Genomic DNA, 20,045 nt, shown 5'->3' with positions numbered 1-20,045 from the left:
GCTGATCCGTTCGATTCGCCGAAAGAAATGGCCGTCGGATCTGCCCAGTGTTTGGGAACCGTCGATTCGACCGGACGGAAGCCGTGTCGCTTGCCCCGCCTATTTGCACCTTGGGGCCCACCCTAACGGCATGACAGATGTTCACGTCACTGCAGTCTGTGGGAGCCTCCGCGACGCGAGTACCACCCGCATCGCCCTCGAGCGCGTCCTCGAGGCGGCCGAGTCGGGCGGTGCCAGCACCGAACTGATCGATCTCCGGGAGTACGAACTGCCGACCTTCGACGCGGATCGGGATCGGGAGGCAGCCAGCGACGCGGCGGAACTCGCGGCCAGCCTGCGCGAGGCCGACGCGATCGTTCTCGGCTCGCCGATGTACCACGGCTCGTACGCCTCGCCGCTGAAGACGGCCCTCGACTACTGTGGCTTCGACGAGTTCAGGGACACGACCGTCGGCCTACTCGCGGTGTCGGGCGGGGCGTTTCCCGTGACGGCCTTAGAGCACATGCGCTCGGTGTGCCGCGCGCTGAACGCCTGGGTGATCCCCCACGAGGCCGCCATCGCAAACTCCCACTCGGCGTTCGAGGACGGCGAGTTCGTCGAGGAAAAACTCGAGGAACGCGTCGCGACGCTGGGACGACGGGCGGTGCAGTACGCGACGATCGAGCCCGATCCGGACTCGTTCCAGAGCGATCAGAACGTCGGTGCGGAAGGCAAGTAGTCAGGGCTCGAGAAGCTGTTCGAAGCGCCGCTGGTGGGCGAGGAAGGCGAACAGTGCGAAAACGCCCACGCCGACTTGGAGCGCCTCGATGCGGATCACGAACGTCGTGACCTCGAGTGACAGCGGCGGGGTCGCGATCGCCCACTCGGTGAACCAGGCGGACGCGAGCAGTAACGACGCGCCGACGGCGAGCAACAGGCCGGGGACGAGCGGCGTTCGTGCCGTTCGGGACGGCGAACGGTGGCGGAAGACGTGTCGCTCGAGGGAGAACTGTCCGACGAGCACGCCGGCGAGCAGGATCGTCGCGACGAGAACCCCGGTGATGCCCCCGATCAGTTCGGCGACGAGCAGCCAGCCCACCCAGCCGCTGGTCAACAGCAACGCTGCGGCGAGTCGCCGCGGTTCGAGGAGATCTCCGAGTTCGCTGATCGTCGCGCCGAAGACGCCGGCTCTGAGGAGCGCGCCACAGAAGAGGATTCCCAGTCCGGCGAGTGCGGTCGATGTCGTCCGCGAGTCGACGACGAGCGTAAACCAGAGCCCGACCGAGATCGCTTCCACGGTGGCCGCCGAGAGCGCCGCGGTCAGCCCGACGACCCGCCTGCGGGTCGTTCGGCCGAGGACGCCAGGCTGACGGATGACGCTCATACCCCGTCCAACTCGGGCCGTCCCTTTCGTTATGTGAGCCATTATGTCGCACAGTAATGCGGGCGTAATCGCGTATTTGCCGGTATTGAATTTATACGGCGGTAACGAGTTGTTTTGCTAACCTGTTTCGTGAGACGGTGTCTGCGCGGTCGAACGCTGCAAGCGACTTCATTGAATCGGGACGGAGTGTCGCTCCCAAGCCAGTGGCGATGAACCCACCACCGGTGGCGGTTTCGCTCGCATTCGGTCTCGCTCCGGTCGGTAGCCGGTCGCTTGAAAGGGTCCGGAGAATCATACGAGCGACCGTTCGATCGAGTAGGGGCCGGTTACTCGGTCGAACGCACGATGGTAGCCGACGTGTACTGTTCGCACAAACGATTCGCGCGACCGAAACGTTGGACAGAACTATTTAGGGGGATGTGGTCGGCACTGATTATGCCCGAAACCGAGCAACAGGACAAGACGCTTGCCGAGACCGTCGTCAGAGAAGCAATCGGAATGGGAATGGAGTCGCCGCTGCGGGAATCCATCCTCGAGGCCGTCGAGGAGGCGGACGGATCGACGGGGAGTAAAACGAGTCTACCGTTGGCGGGCGCCCTCTTTGGTGCCGGTGCCGCACTCGGCTTTCTCGCGGGTCGGCAGTCACCCGAACTCGAGGACGCCTCGCTCGAGGATCTGCAGGAGCCGGAGATCATCGAAGACGTCGTCGAGGAGACGACGTCGACCGCCGAAGAGACGAAAGCGAGCGCCGAGGAGACGATGAGCGACGACGAGTCGGAAGCAGAGATCGACGCCGAGACGGAGGACGAGAGCGGCTCGAGTCGGCTGTCGCGAGTACTGCTCGCCGTCGGTCTCCTCGCCGGCGTCGCGCTCATTCGCCGTCGGCTCTCCGGCGACGAGGAAGACGAGTGGGAGCCGATCGAAGAGTTCGAGCCCGCGACGGATGCGGAGCCGGAGGAGTTCGACGACGAGGACGAACTGGAGACCGACGCTGACGGCGACGAGTCGGACGAGATGGAACAAGAGGAAGAGGAGTAAGTCGCACAACTCGGTACCGAGAGCCGTCGAGCGGCAGACGACCGACGCGTTCGTTTTCGAGAAACCAACCGATACCGGCAGTCGTTGGAAACCGCGTGTTCGCCCTGTTCGTACGCAACTCGTCCCCTCGAGCGGCGAAACCGGCCACAGAAGCCAGAGGACAGCCACTAAAGAACGCCCCCGGAGACCGAAACCCGGCGTCGGCAGCTGGCCGGTAGCTGACGAAGGAGCTAAGGGGGCGACGCCGACAGTGTGAACCCAATGGAGACGACCCACCGCGTCTTCGTCGGTGACTCTCGAGATCTCGCCGCGATCGACGACGCTTCCGTCGAACTCGTCGTCACGTCCCCGCCGTACCCCATGATCGAGATGTGGGACGACCTGTTTACGGGTCTCGATCCGGCGATCGGCGACGCCCTCGAGTCCGGCGACGGCCGCGCGGCGTTCGACGCGATGCACGCCCAACTCGATCGCGTCTGGGCGGAACTCGAGCGCGTACTCGTTGACGGCGGCATCGCCTGTATCAACGTCGGCGATGCGACGCGGACGATCGACGGGAGTTTTCGCGTTTATCCGAACCACGCCCGCGTGCTCGAGGCCTTCGAGTCCCGCGGCTTCGATCCCTTACCGGACGTGCTCTGGCGCAAGCCGGCCAACAGCGCGGCCAAGTTCATGGGCAGCGGGATGATCCCGCCGAACGCCTACGTTACCCTGGAACACGAGTACGTGCTGGTCTTCCGGAAGGGCGGCGAGAGTCGCGGCTTCGAGCCGGGAGCCGACCGGCGCTACGAGGCTGCCTACTTCTGGGAGGAGCGCAACCGCTGGTTCACGGACCTCTGGACCGACGTTCAGGGCGAGCTGCAGGCGCTCGGCGGTGACGGGGAGGGGGACCTCCGCGATCGTTCGGCCGCCTACCCGCTCGAGATCCCCTATCGACTGATCTGTATGTACTCGGCCTACGGCGACACCGTCCTCGATCCGTTCTGGGGGACCGGGACCACGACGCTCGCGGCCATCTGTGCCGGCCGCCACTCGCTCGGCTCGGAGCTCGAGGAGGCCTTCGTCGAACGGTTCGACGACCGTGTTCCCGCTATCCCGGCGCTGTCGCGGTCGATCGGGCGGACGCGCCTCGAGCGCCACCGCGAGTTCGTCACCAGCCGTCTCGAGGCGGGCAAGGGGTTCGAGTACGAGGCCGATTACTACGACACGCCGGTCGTGACCAAGATGGAGCGCGGAATTCGGCTGCGCGAAGTCGATGCAATCGAGGCGCTGGACGGCGACAGCGACGACGGCAACAACGGCGACAGCGACGACGATAACAGCAGCGACGGCAACAACGGCGACAGCGACGACGGCAACAACGAATACGGCTATCGGGCCGAACACGTCCCGTTGCGTCTCGAGTGACCGCAGTCGGCAAATCGTAACGACCACGCTTTTTGGACCAGAGAGCGAACGAGCGGCTATGCCTCTCGACGAATACGCGACAGCAGTGTCGGACCTCGAGCCGAGCGAGGGCGAGATCGAAACGACCGAACTGGTCGTCACCGACGACGTGCTGGTCAAGGCGTTCGCGCTCGGTCCCGGCGCGGAACTCGATGCCCACGACCATCCCGACAGCACGAACGTCTTTCACGTGCTCGAGGGGACGGTGACGGTCGTCCAGGGCGACGAGAGCGAGGAGATTTCAGCCCCCGGCGTCGTCCACCACGAACGGGGCGTAATCCACGGCGCGCGAAACGAGACCGACGAGACGGTCGTCTTCACGGCGAGTCTCTGTCCGTTGCCGTCGTAATCCTGGGCGGCATCCGCTGCTTCCGTCGTAACTTAGTCCTGGGCGGCATCCGCCGCTTCCGTCGTAACTTAGTCGTGGAGTGCGTAGGTCGGGTGTGAACGACGCTATCGATCTCGACCGATTCGACTCGAGGCGGTCGACGGTCTACGGAAACCGGGGGATGGTCGCGACCAGTCAGCCGCTCGCTGCAGAGGCGGGCCTCTCGATCCTGCGCGACGGGGGGAACGCCTTCGACGCGGCCGTCGCGACGGCCGCCGCGCTCAACGTCGTCGAACCCACGTCGACCGGACTGGGCGGCGACGTGTTCGCGCTCTACCGAACCGCCGACGGCGACGTCGGAGCCATGCGATCCTGTGGCCCCGCGCCGGCTGACGCGACGATCGAGAACGTGTCGCGCTCGCTCGAGGAAACCGACGAGGAGACCCTCGAGAGCTACTATCCCGAGTCACGGGGCTACGCGGTCGACAGCGGGGCGAGCGCCGACGAGTTGGGAATGCCGTTCCTCGGTCCCCACGCCGTCACGGTTCCCGGCACGGCCCGCGGCTGGGAGACGACGGTGCAGGAACTGGGCCGCCGGTCCCTTTCCGAGGTCCTCCAGCCGGCGATCCACTACGCGACGGAGGGGTATCCCGTCTCGCCGATCATCGCCCACCACTGGGAGGGCGCGGAGCGACTCTTTACGGACGAGCACGCGCGCGAGGCGTACCTCTTCGACGGCGAGAGTCCGGACCCCGGCCAGACGGTTACCATGCCGCGGCTGGGCGAGTCCCTGCAGCAGATCGCCGAACACGGCGCGGACGAGGTGTACGAAGGGGACATCGCGGACGCGATCGTCGACGAGATCCAGTCCGCGGGCGGCTTCATGACCCGCGACGACCTCGCCGACTTCGAACCCGAGTTCGTCGATCCGGTCAGCACGACCTACAACGGGGCCGAGGTCTACGAACTGCCGCCGAACAACCAGGGTCTCGTCGCGCTCGAGGCGCTCAACATCGCCGAGGAGATCGGTGCCGGGGAGCACGCGTACGACTCCCCCGAACGGATCCACGCCTTCGCCGAGGCGATGAAACTCGCGTTCGTCGACGGCCACCACTATATTACCGACCCCAAATACGAGGAGATTCCACCGCTCGCCTCGAAATCCTACGCGCGCGAGCGGGCGGCGGCGATCGGCGACAGTCCGATCCGAAATCCCGCGGTCGGCGTCCCGAACGCCAACGCTGAGGACGCCGACACCGTCCTGCTGACCGTCGGCGACGAGGAGGGGAACCTGGTCTCGTACATCAACTCCCGCTTCGCCGGCTTCGGCAGCGGACTGGTCGCCGGCGACACCGGCATCGCCCTCCAGAATCGCGGCGCGTCGTTCTCGCTCGACGCCGATCACCCGAATCGCCTCGAGCCGGGTAAACGACCGTTCCACACACTGATTCCGGCGATCGCGAAATTGGACGAGGACGACTGGCTGGCTTTCGGCGTCATGGGCGGCTACATGCAGCCCCAGGGCCACGTCCAGGTACTCTCGAACCTCGTTGACTACGGCATGAGTCCGCAGGCGGCACTCGACGCACCCCGCTGGCGCTACCGGGAGAGCGGTTCGCTCGGCATCGAGGACCGGCTCCCGAACGCGGCCAAACTCGCGCGGAAGGGCCACGACGTCGGCGTCCTCCCGCCGGTCATGTTCGGCGGCGCACAGCTCGTTCGCCGCCGAGGCGAGACGCTCTCCGGTGCGACCGAACCCCGAAAGGACGGCGTCGCGATCGGCTTCTGAGCCGAGCGAGGCGCTCGAGTCGGTCACCGAACTCGACTCGGTCGGCGCGTCCGAGGCGCTCGCTCGCGAGCGGGTCCCCGTTTAGGGGTAACACGACCTTTTTACGCGCGCCGGTCCCATCGGAGACATGACCCGCGGTCTCGAGGTCCCCGAGGCGGCTCAGGTCCGAGTGCTCGCAGTCGGATCGTCGCCGTGGCTGCAGACGGCGGCGAGCGAACTGGAAGACGGTAATCTCACCGTCGATGGACCGTTCGAAACCCGGTCCGATCTCGACACGACACAACTCGACGCGACGGATTGTGTCCTCACGGACGAACACGAGACGCTCACGTCGCTCAGCGAGACGCATCCGGTAGTCTACGCCATCGATCCAGCGGCGTGCGAGTCGATCGATCGGTTCCGTTCCGACGGTGCGACCGACGTGATCGTCAAACGGCGGGCCGGCGAACCCGAGTGCGAGCCTCCCGTTCTCCGTCATCGGCTTCGGCAGGCGGCCGAACTCGCCGCGGTCCGTCGAACGGCTTCGCGACAGGAAACGTGGTATCAGGCGTTGCTCGAGCAGTCGTCGGATCTGGTGGTCGTCACCGAGGCCGACGGAACGATCACCTACGTCAGCCCGTCGGTCGAGGAAGTCGGCGGCTACGATCCCGAATCATTGATCGGCAACCACGTGACGGAGACCGTCCACCCCGAGGACACCTCGACGGTCCGCACCGCGTTCGAGGATCTCCGCGAGCGCGAGCCCGGGATGTCGGTCTCGATCACCTACCGATGCCAGCACGCCGACGGCTCCTGGTACGTCCACGAAGCCGACCTCACCAACCGACTCGCGGACGACGACATCGGCGGGCTCGTCGCCTCGATCCGGGACATCACGGAGCACCAGCAGGTCGACCAGGAACTGGACGTCGCGCTCGATCGCGTGACCGATGCGTTCTGTGCACTCGACTCCGACTGGCGATTTACGTACGTCAACGAGCAGGCAGCGACCCTGCTCGACACCGAACCGGGGGAGATTCTCGGACGAAAGATACACGATCAGTTCCCGGAGCTTCGAGATACCGCCTTTCAGACGTCGGCGATCGAAGCGATGGAGACCCAAGAGCCCATCTCCTTCGAACGGTACTACGAGCCCACCGACTGCTGGTACAACGTGCGAATCTTCCCCTCCCCATCCGGTATCTCGATCTACTTCACGGACGTTACTGACCGGATCGAACGCGAGAGTGAACTTCGGGAGCGAACGGAGCGACTGGAAACGCTCGTCCAGAACGTTCCTGTCGTGCTCTTTGTACTCGACGCCGACGGAACGATCACGCTCGCAGAGGGACGTGCCCTCGAGCGATTCGATCGCCGGTCGGACGACATCGTCGGCGAGTCGCTGTTCGACGTCTTCGAGGGCCACTCCCAGATTCTCGCCGACGCCACGGCAGCGTTGGACGGGGAGAAGGCCCACTCTTCGATCCGTCTCATGGATCGGGTCTTCGAATCGTGGTATCGGCCGATCGTCGACGACGGATCGACCGACCGCGTCATCGCCATTGCCGCCGATGTCACCGAGCGCGCCCAGTATCAGGAGGCACTGAACGCCCTGCACGAGGCGACGAGTCACCTGCTGACCGTCGAATCCAAACAGGCCGCCTGCGAGTACATCGTCGACGTCGCGGCGGACGTCCTGGACCTCGAGAGCGTCGTCTACCGATTCGACGACCAGCACAACGAACTGATCCCGGCGGCCTACTCACAGGCGTTCGAATCGACGTTCGGGCGGCCGTCTCGAGTGCAACCGGACGAGAGCACCGTCTGGCAGACGTTCGTCGGTGGCACACCCTCGCGTCTCGACGAGAAGATGGACGCGGATCGAACGCATCACGCGGCCGCCAACGCTCACAGCGGGCTTTTCGTTCCGATCGGTGAACACGGCGTCCTCGTCGCCCTCGATCCGGAGCCGGAGCAGTACGGCGACGATACCTTCGAACTCGCCCAACTGTTCGCTACGACGGCCGAGGCTTCGCTCGACCGAATCTCCCGGACGCGTCGACTCCACGGACGTGAGCGTGAACTCACGCGTCAGAACACGCATCTCGAGCAGTTACACGCCGCCAGTCGGATCCGCCAGGACATCGAGCAGTTACTCCTGATGGCCGACTCTCGAACCGAGATTGAACGCGGAATCTGTGACCGTCTCGCGGATCTCGAGGCCTGCTCGTTCGCCTGGATCGGCGAACCCGATCCGAGCGGCAATCGACTCGAGACGCAGGCCAGCGCCGGACGCGAGCGGGAGTATCTCGACGCCGTCTCGGTGACGACCGTCGACGACTCCGCGGCCGAGCCGACTGGACGGTCGGCGCGGACGCGGGAGCCGACGTACGTCGAAAACGCCGCCGATTCGCTCCGCGACGGAACGTGGCGGGTCGAAGCCCTCTCGCGAAACTACCAGTCGGTCTACGCCGTGCCGCTCGTCTACGACGGATTCCTCTACGGCGTGCTGTCGATCTACGGTGACGACCGCGACGCGTTCGATGACCCCCTTCGCGAAACGCTCGCCGAACTCGGCGAAACGGTCGGATACGCGATTGACGCGGTCAAGCGGAAAGCCGCGCTGCGCGAGGACGACGTCGCGACCGCCGAACTCGAACTCGAACTCACCGGCGAGTCGCTGCTCTCTCGCCTTGCCAGCCGACTGGAGGCCCGCGTCGCGTTCGAGGGCGCGACGATACGGGAGGACGGACCGACGACCGTCTTCGTCGTGACGGACGCGTCGGTCGCGCCCGAGCAGGCGGCCGAACTCTCCGATCTCGACGGGATCTACGGCGTCACGGTCATCGCCGAAACCGAGGACGAAACGCTGTTACAGCTTCAGAGCACGGAGCCGTTTTTCGGGGTCGTCGTCGACTCCCACGGCGGAACGCTCCGGTCGTTCGTCGCCGACGAGTCGACGACTCGAGCCATCGTCGACGTTCCGGAATCGATCGAAATCAGGGATCTCCTGTCGGGACTCAACCGCCGCGGCTTTTCGGTTTCGATGCTCGCGCGCCGCGAACAGGCGACCGCGGACCGGTCCACGATCGACGCTGGCGCGCGCAACTCGCTGCTCGAGCAACTCACCGATCGCCAACGGGAGGTCGTTCAGACGGCGTACCACGGCGGGTTCTTCGAGTGGCCTCGACAAACGAACGGCGAGGAGATCGCAGACTCGCTCGATATCTCGTCGCCGGCCTTCCACAAACACGTAAGAGCCGCCGAGCAGAAGCTCTTCAGGACGCTCTTCGACGAGGCGTTGTTGGATGGTTAATTGATTAACCCCTCTTTCGGCCGGTGGGCTACACAGTTAACGGTCAGGCTCTTCAGTGCAACTCGTGAACTGGCAATCGTCTTCCCACAGACCGCACTGGGGGTGCGCAGAACTACATGACCGAGATGACTTCACAATCACCGTCCGTTCTAACGGAGGAACAGTACGCTGTGCAGTACGATAGACTCGACAACGAACCACTGAGCGTCGCCGTCGTCGATGCGGTTGCGACGTTCTGTGACGACGACGTGACCGAACTCGAGCCACTTCACTATACGATCAACGCCGACGCGCTCGAACGGCTGTTCGAACCGCGAGCGGACGGACTCCGATCGGGGGGTTCGGTAACGTTCGAGTACAACGACTGTCTCGTAACCGTCGATGCCGACGGCGAAATTCGGGTCGAAACGGCGTAGCTCGTCCGACGTCACGACGCGTCGACTCACAGGCCGGAATCGAACTATCTCTGCTCTCGACTTCCGTGCCGTCGATTTTTCACCAACCCATCGCCGGGAGCGTCGCCGTCCCGGAGGTCAGAACGACTGTCGCTGCAATTGTCCTTACGAACAGCCGTCTCGGTAGTTCAGCGTTCGACGCATCGCTCGTCGTGTCGGCACAGCTCACGACGATCGAACCGGCACGTGGCTCCCGCCGTTCTCAGTCGCTGTGGGACTCCTCCGTCGAATCGCCGGTCGAATCCGGGAGGTGATCTCCCACGGTCAGATCGACCGCGCCAGTGCTGTCGACCCGTACCGTGTACTCTCGATAGGGAAACTCGATCGTCACGACGCGGCCACCCGAGGCGCGTCCGCTCGACTCGACCAGCCGGTCGAGCGCCTCCGGATCGATGACGTCGTGAAGCGGTGGCTCGAGGTCCGTCGGTGAAACGCCCTCGGATGATGCGACCTGCGTCAGTATTTTGTGGCTCGGTGGGACCCCCGTCCCCATACCACGCCATGCTATGGTGTGTCGCATAAAACTAGCGAAGCACTCGCGAAAGAATTAGTTGCCGCGCGCGGGTCTCAATCGAGCCGTAGCTCGCTCGAACCGTCGAGACTCGGTGCGTTCGGCGGAACAGGCGGTTGTAGACGGCAATGCGATGGCAACTCGATCAGGTCCAGCGTCGAGCGGCCAGTAGTTTTAATCGACGATGGTCGAATAGTCATCCGGCGAGGGGAGGAATACTGTCGTTGCCGATGGTATCCGGCCGCTCGAGACGGCCGGACCTCGCCAGTGATCGAGATCCTGTCGCTCGAGACGATCGACAGTCGATCTCGGATCGGCCTGTCCACTGACACACCACAGCGGATGGGGTGCGGTGACGCTGGCCCCAGCCGGCGTTTTTCGAAAGGAAATGGTTCGTCGGTAGCAGGCGGTGGGTCTCGAAAGGATACTGTCGCTTTTGACGGGTTTTGAGGAGGGCTCCGAACCACGGAAAGACTCGCTTTGCTCACGGTTTCGCCGCTCGCATTTTTGAGGCGCTCCCTCGGTCGCACCTCACTTCGCTCAGTGAAGACTACCGGATCGCTCCGAACCTACGAGAGAGCAAAGCTCTCTCGAGCCGTCGTCCGCTCGCATTTCCGAGACGCCCACGAAGATAATCGGGTTCTTCGCCTTCCCGGGCTCCGAACCACGGAAAGACTCACTCCGTTCGTCTTTCCTGCCTTACGCTCGCTGGCGCTCGCGTAAGACCACCGGGTTCTCCGCCTCCCCGGGCATTTTCCAGCGTCGTCACTCACTTCGTTCGTGACTTCTTGGGAAAATGCCCGGGGAGGGCTCCGAACCCTCGATCTCCGCATGTCCCAGGTCCGAGGCTCGGCATGAGTCCTCGTGGGGACACGGAGGCTTCCAAGGCGAAACCGCACCGAATCTCTGAACCCTATGAGTGCGGCGCTATGTCCAGCTAAGCCACCCGGGCTCACTCTGTGATAGCCGCGTCTGTTTCTTTAACCTTCTCATTCGGCCCCGGCGTGCAACGCCGACCCACGGATTTATGGCACGGCCTTCCCAACTACCCGCGCATGAGCGTTCCCGGAATCGTCCAGTCTACTCTCAATGGCGAGGAAATCGCGGCGCGCGTCTCTCTCGGCGGCGAAGACGAACTCTTCATCACGCCCTCGAGCACGCTCGTCTACAGCTCCGAAGGCCTGCTAAGCGACGAGTCGATCGACGAATACCCCCACGAGGCCGACCGACTCACCCTCTCGGAAGGCCGACGCAAGACGAAGTTCACCCTCGAGTACCCCCTCGAGGGAACGAAATCGTTCAGCGTCCCTGGCAGCAAAACTGACGGCGTCTTGCACCCGGTGCTGGCCGGCGTTCTGAACGGCAACGGAATCACTGATCCCGGTGAAACGGTCGCCAAGACCTACCGTTTCAGCGAACTGACACTGATAATCACCAGCGACAGACTCGTCAAACACATCGGCGCGGCAGTCTGGGACGGCGACTACGAGGAGTACCACTTCGAGGACGTCACGAGCCTTGCGTTCGAGGATGGCAGCGTCGCGACGCAGATCGTGCTCACCGTCGACGGCCGACCGCAGCGGATCAAAGCCCCCAACGAGCAGGCGAACGATCTCCGGGAACGGCTCCAGCGAGCCCTCTTCGAGTACCACGACGTGGGCTCGCTCGAGGAACTCAACGAGAAAGTCGGTGGTGACGACGAGGCCGAACAGCGCCAGCGGAGCGCGTCGGTCGACTTCGGAGAGGGTGTCGATCCCCTCGACGCCAACCCGCCGTCGCTGGACGATCACGAACCCGTCGACGAGACGGCCGGTGGCGTCCAGGAACCCGCAGCAACCCCTGATCCGCTGGCGGACGAGACGCCGGCCGCTGGCTCGGACGCGAACGAGCCACAGCCCGCGGCAGAGTCGAGTCCGACGAGTGAGCCACAGGGCCACCAGGACCCCGAACAGGCGTCCACGCACCGCGAGCAGACCGAGACGCAGTCGGTGGCGCAGACGCCAGCCGAGACCGATCCGGCCACGGGACAGGAGGCTGATCCAGCGGCGAGCGAGGCCGAAACCTTCGAAATGTCGGCTGAGACCGTAAGTGGACACGACTCCGATCTCGAGGGAACTGAGCCGACCGAGATCGACACGGAGCCGGCCGATATCGAGACGACCCCGACGCAGGACGACGGCGGACTCGGCACGGACTCGACGCCATTGCTCGGGACCGACCCCGAACCCGATGACGACGTCACCGACGAACTGCTCGAGCGCGTCGAGGCACTCGAAGTCGCCGTCGAGCGACAGACCGAGGTCATCGAACGCCAGCAGGGAACGATCGAGCAACTGATCGCCGAACTCCGCAAGCAGCGGTAGAAGCGTCCGCAGTCCTCTCAGCGGGTAACGTCCTCAATCCTCCCGCCCGGTCACCTTCCGAATACACGAGGAGCCGAAGGGTCCCAGTTCGCCGGCGTCGAGATCGATGAAATAGCCCGTCGAGACGCCCGTCCCGCAGCGCTGGCAGGAGAAATCGCCCTCTTTCGTGATCACGTCTTGCTCGAACCGGACGTACTGGCGGCTCTTCGGGCGGATGATTCCGTCCTCACGCTCGACGATACCGCGGAGTTCCGCCTCGTCGAGGATCGTCCGCGTCACCGTCGGATCGGTCGTCACCGTCTCGATCCGGTCGACGACCTCGGGCAGGGGAAGCGACTCGTGCTCGAGTCGCTCGAGCAGCGCCAGCCCGAGCGCGACCCGGTCGTCGCTGACGCCGGCGGCCGTGTCGGATTTGGTCTCGTCGCGATCCATCGATGAGTGCTGTCGGCCGCGAGCGAATAAACGTTGTGTCGTTCGCCACCGACGGCGACCGAACTCCACCCGTCGAGACACAAACGTTTCAACGCTCGGTGAAAAACTGGAATCGATGACATTGTCGTCGGTGGACCGCCGTGCGCTCGTCGGGACGGTCGTGATCGGTGCGATCGTCGCGATGGGTGTGCTCGTCTCGCCGTCGACGGTGCTCGGGGCCGTCGAGTCGGTCTCGGTCGATCCGTATCTGTTCGGACTCGTCGTGGTCGGGCTCTATCTCGTACGGCCGCTGCTCGTGCTCCCGACGACGCCGTTGGCCGTCGTCGTCGGGTACGGCTACGGCGTCACGCTCGGGATCCCGATCGCACTCGTCGGTGTCGTGGCGACAGTGATACCCGTCTTCCTCGTCGCTCGCTGGTTCGTCCGCACCGACGCGAGCGCTTCGAGTGACGCACGCGACGACTCCGTGTCGGCGTCAATCGAGGGCGCGTTCGGCTCTCTCTTCGAGCGGGCGGGGAGCGTCGTCGCCCGCTATTATGAGACGGCGGGACCGACCCGTGGCGTCGTCGTCTCCCGGCTGGCACCGATTCCATCGGACGTTTCGACGTGTGCGGCAGCGGTCAGCGGCGTGCGACTCCGACAGTTCGTGCTCGGGACGGTCGTCGGCGAACTCCCGTGGACGGTGGCCGGCGTCGTCGTCGGCGCGTCGGCCGCCACCGTCACCGCGGGCGGGCTCGGCGAACTCGGCGTCACGCTCACCGTCGCCTGTCTCGTCGCGGCGTCGGTACTGCTTGCCGGCCCGGCGTATCGCGCCGTTCGGACGCACAGACGGTCGGGGAAGACCGGGCGGACGGCGGAGAGTTAGTTCAATATCGTCCCGCAGATTCTCGTCGCGTTTCACTTGACCAACGAGTCGCTCAGCACCGTCAGATCGGATTCGAGTTGCCGATAGGCCTCCGTCTGTTCTAACTCTTCGACCGATTGCTCGTCCTCGAGCGTCTCCATCTTGTTCGAGAGCGCGGCGAGTTCGCGGCGGCCGCCGTTGCTGAACTTGGCCTGCACGCGGAGGTTCTTGATGATTCGCGTCAGTTGGGTTCTGGTCACCGGCTTGGTCACGTAGTCATCGATATCCAGTTCGACGATGTCGAGCCCGGGATCGACCGCCGTGGCCATGATCACCCAGCAGTCGTGGCCCGCGGCGCGGATCCGTTCGAGGACTTCGTCGCCGGTGAGATCCGGCATGTGACGGTCGAGCAGAACGACGTCGACCGCCGAACCCATCGCCTCGAGCGCCGAACGGCCGTCGTAGGCGGTCAGCACCTCGTACTCTCCATCGACCCACATCGCGTAGAGGTCGGCGAGTTCGCGCTCGTCGTCGACGACGAGGATCGTCGGTTGTGTGGACAGACAGGTCGCTTGTTCGAGACCACAGGCCATCGCCTTGTATCAGTACCGCGCAACTCACGCCCTGAGTCGGGCGCTGAGTCGTAATCACCGGAAGGGATCAGAACAGTCGATGATGGGGCCGTGCTGCGGACAGACGTACTTGCAGTGGCGCTTGTACAGCGGTTCCCCGCAGTGCGGACAGGTCGGTGCGCCGCTCGAGTCGACACTGGGCCCGTCCACTGCATCCGGCCCGTTCCCATCTCCGTCGTCGTCGGCAGCCATAACTCTCAGTACCGCCCCGACTGTGCTAAGTGTGGTGCTCCCGGTCGAGACGACCCGCTGTTCGATTCGCGGACGACGGTGGGTGACTGCCCTCGAGCGAGAGAATCGCTGTCGAACGCGCCGAGCGAAATCGACCATTTATAACGCGGCGCTCGAGTGTCCCCTTCATGTCCGATCGGTGGCTGTACGCGTGGGGGCTCGGCTCCGTCGCGTTCGGTGGCGTCTCGTTGATCGTCCCGCTCTACGTCGTCTCGCTTGGCGGCGACCCGTTCACACTCGGCGTACTCGCCGCAGCAGCCGCGTTCGCCGGGGTTCCCGGCGCGCTGACGTTCGGCGGGCTGGCGGATCGAACGGGTAAACGCCGCGGCTTCGTCGTCGCGGCACTCGGACTCGTCGCCGTGATGGCGGCTCTCGTCCCCCTTACGCAGTCGATTCCGATCGTCGTCGGCGCGAACGCCGTCATCTGGTTCGCCTCCGCGGCGGCGTTACCGATCCTGACCCTCCTCGCAGTCACTGACGTCCCCGACTCTCAGTGGAGCGCCCAGATCGCCCGGCTCAACACCTACCAGGGAGTGGGCTGGGCGCTCGGACTCTTCGCGGGTGCCGTCTGGACCGCCGGCGCGGAACTGGTTCTCGACCCCCTCGCCGCCCAGCAGGGGTTCCTGCTGGCCTGCGCCGGCTGTGCCGGCCTGAGCTGTGTGGCCGCAGTTCGGCTGTTGCCGCCGGACCCCCGACCGGGCGAGGAGCCCACGCCGCGGAAGCTTCGACGCGCGATTCGACGCGCCGGCCGGTTCAATGTTCGCGGCGTCACGTTTCCGTTCTCCCCCGTGCGCGTCGACCCTCGAGACCTTCATCCCAGCCGACTGGCCCGTCGGTTCACGCCCGACCTCACACTCTACTTCGGCGCGATCGTCCTCGTCTTCGCCGGATCAGCGGTCTTTTTCGCTCCACTCCCCGCGTTTCTGGGCGACGCGGGCTATGGCTCCGACGGCATCTTCGCGCTCTATCTGGTCTCGAGCGTCGCCTCGGCCGTCTTCTTCGACCGCGTCGGTCGTCTCGCGGCGAGACACGACGCCGAGCTCGTCCAGGTCGCCGGACTCCTCGGCCGAGCGATCGGGCTTCCGCTCGTCGCCCTCGTGGGCATTGTCTTCGGCGCGACGGCAATCGGTATCGCCGGGACCGCGGTCGTTTTCGTCCTGATCGGGCTCTCCTGGGCCGTGATTGCCGTGACGACGGGAACGATCGTCACGCAGCTCGCGCCCGCGGGGGTCCGCGGCGAGGCCCTCGGCGTCTACAGCGCGCTCATGGCGTTTGCCGGCGGGCTCGGAAGCCTCCTGGGCGGTTGGCTCGCCGCCTCGAGCTACGGACTCGCCTTCGCCGTCGCGGGTGGGCTGGTTCTCGGGGGTGCCGGTCTCGTCGTCCTGTTGTGGCACCGAACGGCGGCCGTGACGGCGTTAAACCGGTCGGCTAGCTGATCGGGCCGCCGAGGAATGCTACGGACCGACTGACTCGAGGCTCTGCTATCGCTGGATCAGTGGAGCCAGAAAAAATCGCTCGTAGGTCGTTCGAACCGTTACCGAACCGTGAGTGCCGTTCTTACCGGCTCAACACTCCGACCAGCCACAGCTCTCGCACGTTTTGCAGCCTTCGGAGAAGTACAGCGACATCGAGCCACAGTCGGGACACTCGGGCGACTCGCCGGCGTCGATGAGGTCCTGCGTGGCGTCGTCGTCGGCCTCAGCGCCGCCCTGTGCGGCGGCCGCGCCGCCGTCGGTCTGCGGGCCGTCGTACTCGACTTCGGTGTCCGCGTCGGCGGACTCCTCGAGCGTCTGCTGTTTCGGATACGGCTTGTCGATCTCGTTATCGAGGTAGCGCCGCATCGCGGTGCCGATGGCGTCCGGAATCGACTGAATCTGCTCGCCCTTATCCCAGGCGACCTTCGGACTGCGCGTGCCACAGAGTTCGTCGACGATCTCCTCGGGATCGACGCCGGAGCGCAGCGAAGTCGAGATAACCTTCGCGAGCGCTTCGGTGAAGGAGTTGGTGAACCCGCCCGAGTGGCCGATGTTCGCGAACAGTTCGAACGGCTGGCCGGTCTCCGGATCCTCGTTGATCGTCACGTAGACCTTGCCGTAGCCGGTGTCGATGCGCTGGCTGACGCCCTGCAGGGCGTCCGGTCGCTCGCGCTTCTCGGTGAAGTCGACGGTGACGTGGTCGTAATCGTCAGCGGTCAGCGAGTCGACGTCCTCCTCGAGGACGTCTCGAACCTCGTCGCTTCCGAGGAACGCCTCGAGTCCGCCGAAGATCTCGTCGATCTGTTCGACGAGCGCCTGTGCGGCTTCGGTCTCGTCGGCGAAGTCGGCGTTGTCGGCGCGCGTGGTCAGCACCTGCTTGCTCCGGGTGCCGTCGCGGTAGTAGGTAACGCCCTTGCCACCGTTCTCGTACACCCACTCGAAGACCTCCTTGGCGTCCTCGAGCGTGGAGTCGTTCGGGGCGTTGACCGTCTTCGAAATGGCGGAGTCGACGCCGGCCTGTGCGGCACACTGCACTGCGGCGTGTTGTTTCGCCGAAAGGTCGCTCGTGATGACGAACAGTTCGCCGATGGCGTCGGGGACCGTCGAGAGCCCTTCGACGCCCTCGAACTGGTTCGTGGCCATCTGCTCTTGGGCCTCCTCTTTGACGGCGTCGACGTCGATGCCGTTCTCCTCTAAGGTCCGCAGGAAGTAGTCGTCGAACTCGACTAACATCTCGTCGCCTTGGACGTCGTCGGTGACGTTCTTGTAGTAGGCGACGTTGTAGATCGGCTCACAGCCGCCCGTCGTGTTGCCGACCATCGAGGTCGTGCCGGTCGGCGCGATGGTCGTCACGTTGTGGTTGCGGATCGGGAAGCCGTCGGCCCAGTCGTCGGCGTCCTCGCCGGTCTGGTGCTCGAACCACTCGCGGTACTCGGTCGGCGTCGCGTACTTCGAGTCGTCCCAGTCGTTGAAGGAGCCGCGTTCGGTCGCGAGGTCGTGGCTCGTCGCCTTCGCGCCGTGGTTGATGTGGGTCATCAGCTGGCGGGCGACCTCGTTGCCCTCGTCGCTGCCGTACTTGATGCCCAGCTGGATGTACAGCTGTGCCAGTCCCATGACGCCGAGACCGATCTTGCGCATGTCACGGACCTTCTCCTCGATCTCCTCGACCGGGAAGTCGGACATCGTGACGACGTTCTCGAGGAAGCGAGTACCGTACTCGATTCGCTCGTCGAACTCCGCGTAGTCGATGGCCTCCTCGAGGAAGGCGTCGACGGCGGCTTCGAAGCTGTCGTACTCGTCGCCGTGTTTTTCGGACCAGACGCGCCAGTCGGGCGCCTCCTGGTCGGCGAGCGTCGAGAGGTTGATGTGACCCAGGTTGCAGGCTTCGTACTCCTCGAGCGGCTGTTCGCCACACGGGTTCGTTGCCAGAATCTGGTGATCCTCCTGTTTCTCGACGTCGAAGGAGTGCTGTTTGTTCACTCGCTCGAGGTAGATAACGCCCGGTTCGCCGTTCTCGTGGGCGCCCTCGACGATGCGTTCAAAGATGAGTTCTGCGGGGATCGAGAGCGGTTCGCCGACCTCGACGTGTTCGCCGAGGTCGTAGCGGCCGTACATCTCCTTGGTCTCCTCGGTGGCGATGTGGGGCTCTTCGGTCCGCGGGTTGGTGAACGTGAACTCCTCGCCGTTCTGGACGGCCTCCATGAAGTCGTCGGTGACGCCGACGGAGATATTGAAGTTAGAGAGATGGCCCTCGACGGCGTTTCGCAGGTGTTTGGGGACGCGACCGTCCTCGTCGATGAGACTGCGCGCTTCCTCGAGCGCTTCGGAGAAGGTGGTGTAGGTGTAGTCGTCGGGATCGTTCAGCCGGAGCGTGTGCGCCAGCGAGACGTCCTTGTTCTTGGCGTGGATGAACTCGATGACGTCCGGGTGGGAGACGCGCATGATGCCCATCTGGGCGCCGCGTCGGGTCCCGCCCTGTGCGATCGTCTCACAGAGCTGGTCGTAGGTCCGCATGAACGTGATCGGCCCGGAGGCGATGCCGCCGGTCGAGCCGACGGAGTCGCCGAAGGGGCGAAGCTGCCAAAAGCCGTAGCCGACGCCGCCGCCGGACTGGAAGACCTCCGCGGCCTTCTTGGCGGTCTCGTGGATGTCCGAGAGGTCGTCGTCGGGGCTCATGACGAAACAGGCCGAGAGCTGCTGGAGTTCGTCGCCGGCGTTCATCAGCGTCGGCGAGTTCGGCATAAAGGAGAGCTCCGACATGCCCTCGATGAACGTCTCCGCGACGTCCTCGACGTGTTCGCGTACCTCGTCGGGGAGTTCGGGAACGACGGTGTCGTAGGCGAACTTGTTGACGTTGCGCTCGCTGAGGACGGTTTCCGCGTCGTCCTCGGCCGTGGTTCCCTCACCGAACACTTCTTCGGCGAGTTCGTCACGGCGCGGGTGGCCTGGCTTGAGCTGGTCGGGCGTGACCGTGATCTCGAGGTCGCGTTTTTCGGCCTCGTAGACGGCTTCGGCCAGCGCGATGTTCGTGCCGACGCGCTCGAAGAGATCCTCCTGGGTCTCGGTGAGTTCGCCGTTGGCATCCTTCCGCAGGTAGCGTGCGGGGAGGATGTTGTGATAGGCGTTGTCGGTCATGCGCGCCTCGAGCGTGTCGCCGTCGGTGCGCTTGATTGGGAGTGTTAGTTCTTCCGCGGAGAGCTCCGATTCGCTCATGCGCGGGTCACCTCGAGGCGAACGGGCCGCGGGGTGGCGATTCTGTCGTGGGTCCGGGTCCTGCATTTCATCGTTCGTGACGAAGGTTCGGTAGTCATCGATACATCTTAAAACTGGGTGTTGTTGTCCTGCTTTTCTTGTATTAGGACAACTGAAGTTGTATGGATGTCTCTGTACGCTATGGTTTCGTCTCCGACCACGACGTTCGAAACGGCCGCGATCGGTGCTGTCTGGAACTACAACGCCGACGCTCTTAACGATTTTCAGACCGAACTGAAAGTAGCCGTGAGTGGGACAAACCGCCCCTCTGTCCGGTGATTTTCAGTTTCAGGGTGCCGGTTATCGGCTCTCTCGGCGTTCTCTCCCCGATGGTAGTCACGATCCGAATTCTGTCATGATATCCAGAAAGATTACGTCCCTGTAGTACGGGGAGTCGGTATGGTCGAACCATCATCGATGGTCCTGCTCGTACTCGCGGGACTTGCTGCCGTCGCGGTCGCCATCATTGCGATCCGCATCGCGATCAAACTGGCAATCCGAGTCGGAATCGTCTCCGCCGTCGTGCTCGCCGGCCTCTATACAGCCGGCGTGACGGACCTTTCGTTCCTTCCGTTCTTTTAATTCGATCGA

General features: G+C 64.5%; 17 protein-coding genes and 1 tRNA gene. 11 read left to right on the top strand and 7 right to left on the bottom strand.

Features of this window, described 5'->3' with window-relative positions:
• The first annotated feature begins 130 nt into the window (after window positions 1-130).
• Window positions 131-718, top strand: coding sequence for an NADPH-dependent FMN reductase (locus NATTI_RS0119590; protein WP_006088167.1), 588 nt, complete (start codon window positions 131-133; stop codon window positions 716-718).
• Here the strand turns inward: NATTI_RS0119590 and NATTI_RS0119585 are convergent, their stop codons facing one another.
• Window positions 719-1,363: a hypothetical protein gene (locus tag NATTI_RS0119585; protein WP_006088168.1), complete on the bottom strand. Its 645-nt coding sequence runs from the start codon at window positions 1,361-1,363 to the stop codon at window positions 719-721. It abuts the gene before it with no gap.
• A gap of 435 nt (window positions 1,364-1,798) precedes the next feature.
• On the opposite strand from NATTI_RS0119585, the gene NATTI_RS0119580 reads away from it, so the two are divergent.
• From NATTI_RS0119580 to NATTI_RS0119555, 6 genes are all read left to right on the top strand, one after another.
• A complete protein-coding gene (locus NATTI_RS0119580; RefSeq protein WP_027119228.1) occupies window positions 1,799-2,401 on the top strand; it encodes a hypothetical protein in 603 nt (200 codons plus the stop codon).
• 261 nt (window positions 2,402-2,662) lie between these two features.
• Window positions 2,663-3,808 (top strand): DNA-methyltransferase, encoded by a 1,146-nt coding sequence (locus NATTI_RS0119575; RefSeq protein ID WP_006088170.1) that lies wholly within the window; start codon window positions 2,663-2,665, stop codon window positions 3,806-3,808.
• 58 nt (window positions 3,809-3,866) lie between these two features.
• Window positions 3,867-4,196: a cupin domain-containing protein gene (locus tag NATTI_RS0119570; protein WP_006088171.1), complete on the top strand. Its 330-nt coding sequence runs from the start codon at window positions 3,867-3,869 to the stop codon at window positions 4,194-4,196.
• Window positions 4,197-4,290: 94 nt separating this feature from the next.
• Window positions 4,291-5,964 (top strand): gamma-glutamyltransferase family protein, encoded by a 1,674-nt coding sequence (locus NATTI_RS0119565; RefSeq protein WP_006088172.1) that lies wholly within the window; start codon window positions 4,291-4,293, stop codon window positions 5,962-5,964.
• 127 nt (window positions 5,965-6,091) lie between these two features.
• Window positions 6,092-9,259 (top strand): PAS domain S-box protein, encoded by a 3,168-nt coding sequence (locus NATTI_RS0119560; protein WP_006088173.1) that lies wholly within the window; start codon window positions 6,092-6,094, stop codon window positions 9,257-9,259.
• A 116-nt stretch (window positions 9,260-9,375) separates the two neighbouring features.
• Window positions 9,376-9,675 carry a HalOD1 output domain-containing protein gene (locus tag NATTI_RS0119555; protein ID WP_006088174.1) on the top strand — a complete coding sequence of 100 codons (300 nt, stop codon included), beginning with the start codon at window positions 9,376-9,378 and terminating at the stop codon, window positions 9,673-9,675.
• 241 nt (window positions 9,676-9,916) lie between these two features.
• Here the strand turns inward: NATTI_RS0119555 and NATTI_RS0119550 are convergent, their stop codons facing one another.
• Window positions 9,917-10,207, bottom strand: a complete 291-nt coding sequence (locus tag NATTI_RS0119550; RefSeq protein WP_006088175.1) for a HalOD1 output domain-containing protein — start codon at window positions 10,205-10,207, stop codon at window positions 9,917-9,919.
• 815 nt (window positions 10,208-11,022) lie between these two features.
• Window positions 11,023-11,177 (bottom strand) — tRNA-Met (locus tag NATTI_RS0119545).
• A gap of 103 nt (window positions 11,178-11,280) precedes the next feature.
• Here NATTI_RS0119545 and NATTI_RS0119540 point away from each other — a divergent pair.
• Window positions 11,281-12,588 carry a DUF7115 domain-containing protein gene (locus NATTI_RS0119540; RefSeq protein ID WP_006088176.1) on the top strand — a complete coding sequence of 436 codons (1,308 nt, stop codon included), beginning with the start codon at window positions 11,281-11,283 and terminating at the stop codon, window positions 12,586-12,588.
• 33 nt (window positions 12,589-12,621) lie between these two features.
• Here the strand turns inward: NATTI_RS0119540 and NATTI_RS0119535 are convergent, their stop codons facing one another.
• Window positions 12,622-13,020, bottom strand: coding sequence for a DUF5830 family protein (locus NATTI_RS0119535; RefSeq protein WP_006088177.1), 399 nt, complete (start codon window positions 13,018-13,020; stop codon window positions 12,622-12,624).
• A gap of 115 nt (window positions 13,021-13,135) precedes the next feature.
• On the opposite strand from NATTI_RS0119535, the gene NATTI_RS0119525 reads away from it, so the two are divergent.
• Window positions 13,136-13,885 (top strand): TVP38/TMEM64 family protein, encoded by a 750-nt coding sequence (locus NATTI_RS0119525; protein WP_027119227.1) that lies wholly within the window; start codon window positions 13,136-13,138, stop codon window positions 13,883-13,885.
• A gap of 32 nt (window positions 13,886-13,917) precedes the next feature.
• On the opposite strand, the gene NATTI_RS0119520 is transcribed toward NATTI_RS0119525, so the two are convergent.
• Window positions 13,918-14,457, bottom strand: a complete 540-nt coding sequence (locus tag NATTI_RS0119520) for a response regulator (protein WP_006088179.1) — start codon at window positions 14,455-14,457, stop codon at window positions 13,918-13,920.
• Between the two features lie 54 nt (window positions 14,458-14,511).
• Window positions 14,512-14,688, bottom strand: coding sequence for an HVO_2523 family zinc finger protein (locus tag NATTI_RS26640; RefSeq protein ID WP_006088180.1), 177 nt, complete (start codon window positions 14,686-14,688; stop codon window positions 14,512-14,514).
• Window positions 14,689-14,855: 167 nt separating this feature from the next.
• Between NATTI_RS26640 and NATTI_RS0119515 the strand changes: the two genes are divergently transcribed.
• A complete protein-coding gene (locus NATTI_RS0119515) occupies window positions 14,856-16,163 on the top strand; it encodes an MFS transporter (RefSeq protein WP_006088181.1) in 1,308 nt (435 codons plus the stop codon).
• Window positions 16,164-16,292: 129 nt separating this feature from the next.
• Here the strand turns inward: NATTI_RS0119515 and NATTI_RS0119510 are convergent, their stop codons facing one another.
• Window positions 16,293-19,415, bottom strand: coding sequence for an adenosylcobalamin-dependent ribonucleoside-diphosphate reductase (locus NATTI_RS0119510; RefSeq protein ID WP_006088182.1), 3,123 nt, complete (start codon window positions 19,413-19,415; stop codon window positions 16,293-16,295).
• A 438-nt stretch (window positions 19,416-19,853) separates the two neighbouring features.
• On the opposite strand from NATTI_RS0119510, the gene NATTI_RS0119500 reads away from it, so the two are divergent.
• Window positions 19,854-20,036 (top strand): hypothetical protein, encoded by a 183-nt coding sequence (locus NATTI_RS0119500; protein ID WP_027119225.1) that lies wholly within the window; start codon window positions 19,854-19,856, stop codon window positions 20,034-20,036.
• Window positions 20,037-20,045: the final 9 nt, after the last annotated feature.

The organism is Natronorubrum tibetense GA33 (assembly GCF_000383975.1).
GTDB lineage: Archaea > Halobacteriota > Halobacteria > Halobacteriales > Natrialbaceae > Natronorubrum > Natronorubrum tibetense.
This window is presented reverse-complemented; position numbering and strand designations above follow the sequence as displayed.

Coding starts and splice junctions, on each gene's coding strand:
- NATTI_RS0119590 (WP_006088167.1), top strand. CDS start 131: ATGACAGATGTTCACGTCACTGCAGTCTGTGGGAGCCTCCGCGACGCG.
- NATTI_RS0119585 (WP_006088168.1), bottom strand. CDS start 1,363: ATGAGCGTCATCCGTCAGCCTGGCGTCCTCGGCCGAACGACCCGCAGG.
- NATTI_RS0119580 (WP_027119228.1), top strand. CDS start 1,799: ATGCCCGAAACCGAGCAACAGGACAAGACGCTTGCCGAGACCGTCGTC.
- NATTI_RS0119575 (WP_006088170.1), top strand. CDS start 2,663: ATGGAGACGACCCACCGCGTCTTCGTCGGTGACTCTCGAGATCTCGCC.
- NATTI_RS0119570 (WP_006088171.1), top strand. CDS start 3,867: ATGCCTCTCGACGAATACGCGACAGCAGTGTCGGACCTCGAGCCGAGC.
- NATTI_RS0119560 (WP_006088173.1), top strand. CDS start 6,092: ATGACCCGCGGTCTCGAGGTCCCCGAGGCGGCTCAGGTCCGAGTGCTC.
- NATTI_RS0119555 (WP_006088174.1), top strand. CDS start 9,376: ATGACCGAGATGACTTCACAATCACCGTCCGTTCTAACGGAGGAACAG.
- NATTI_RS0119550 (WP_006088175.1), bottom strand. CDS start 10,207: ATGGGGACGGGGGTCCCACCGAGCCACAAAATACTGACGCAGGTCGCA.
- NATTI_RS0119540 (WP_006088176.1), top strand. CDS start 11,281: ATGAGCGTTCCCGGAATCGTCCAGTCTACTCTCAATGGCGAGGAAATC.
- NATTI_RS0119535 (WP_006088177.1), bottom strand. CDS start 13,020: ATGGATCGCGACGAGACCAAATCCGACACGGCCGCCGGCGTCAGCGAC.
- NATTI_RS0119525 (WP_027119227.1), top strand. CDS start 13,136: ATGACATTGTCGTCGGTGGACCGCCGTGCGCTCGTCGGGACGGTCGTG.
- NATTI_RS0119520 (WP_006088179.1), bottom strand. CDS start 14,457: ATGGCCTGTGGTCTCGAACAAGCGACCTGTCTGTCCACACAACCGACG.
- NATTI_RS26640 (WP_006088180.1), bottom strand. CDS start 14,688: ATGGCTGCCGACGACGACGGAGATGGGAACGGGCCGGATGCAGTGGAC.
- NATTI_RS0119515 (WP_006088181.1), top strand. CDS start 14,856: ATGTCCGATCGGTGGCTGTACGCGTGGGGGCTCGGCTCCGTCGCGTTC.
- NATTI_RS0119510 (WP_006088182.1), bottom strand. CDS start 19,415: ATGAGCGAATCGGAGCTCTCCGCGGAAGAACTAACACTCCCAATCAAG.
- NATTI_RS0119500 (WP_027119225.1), top strand. CDS start 19,854: ATGGTCGAACCATCATCGATGGTCCTGCTCGTACTCGCGGGACTTGCT.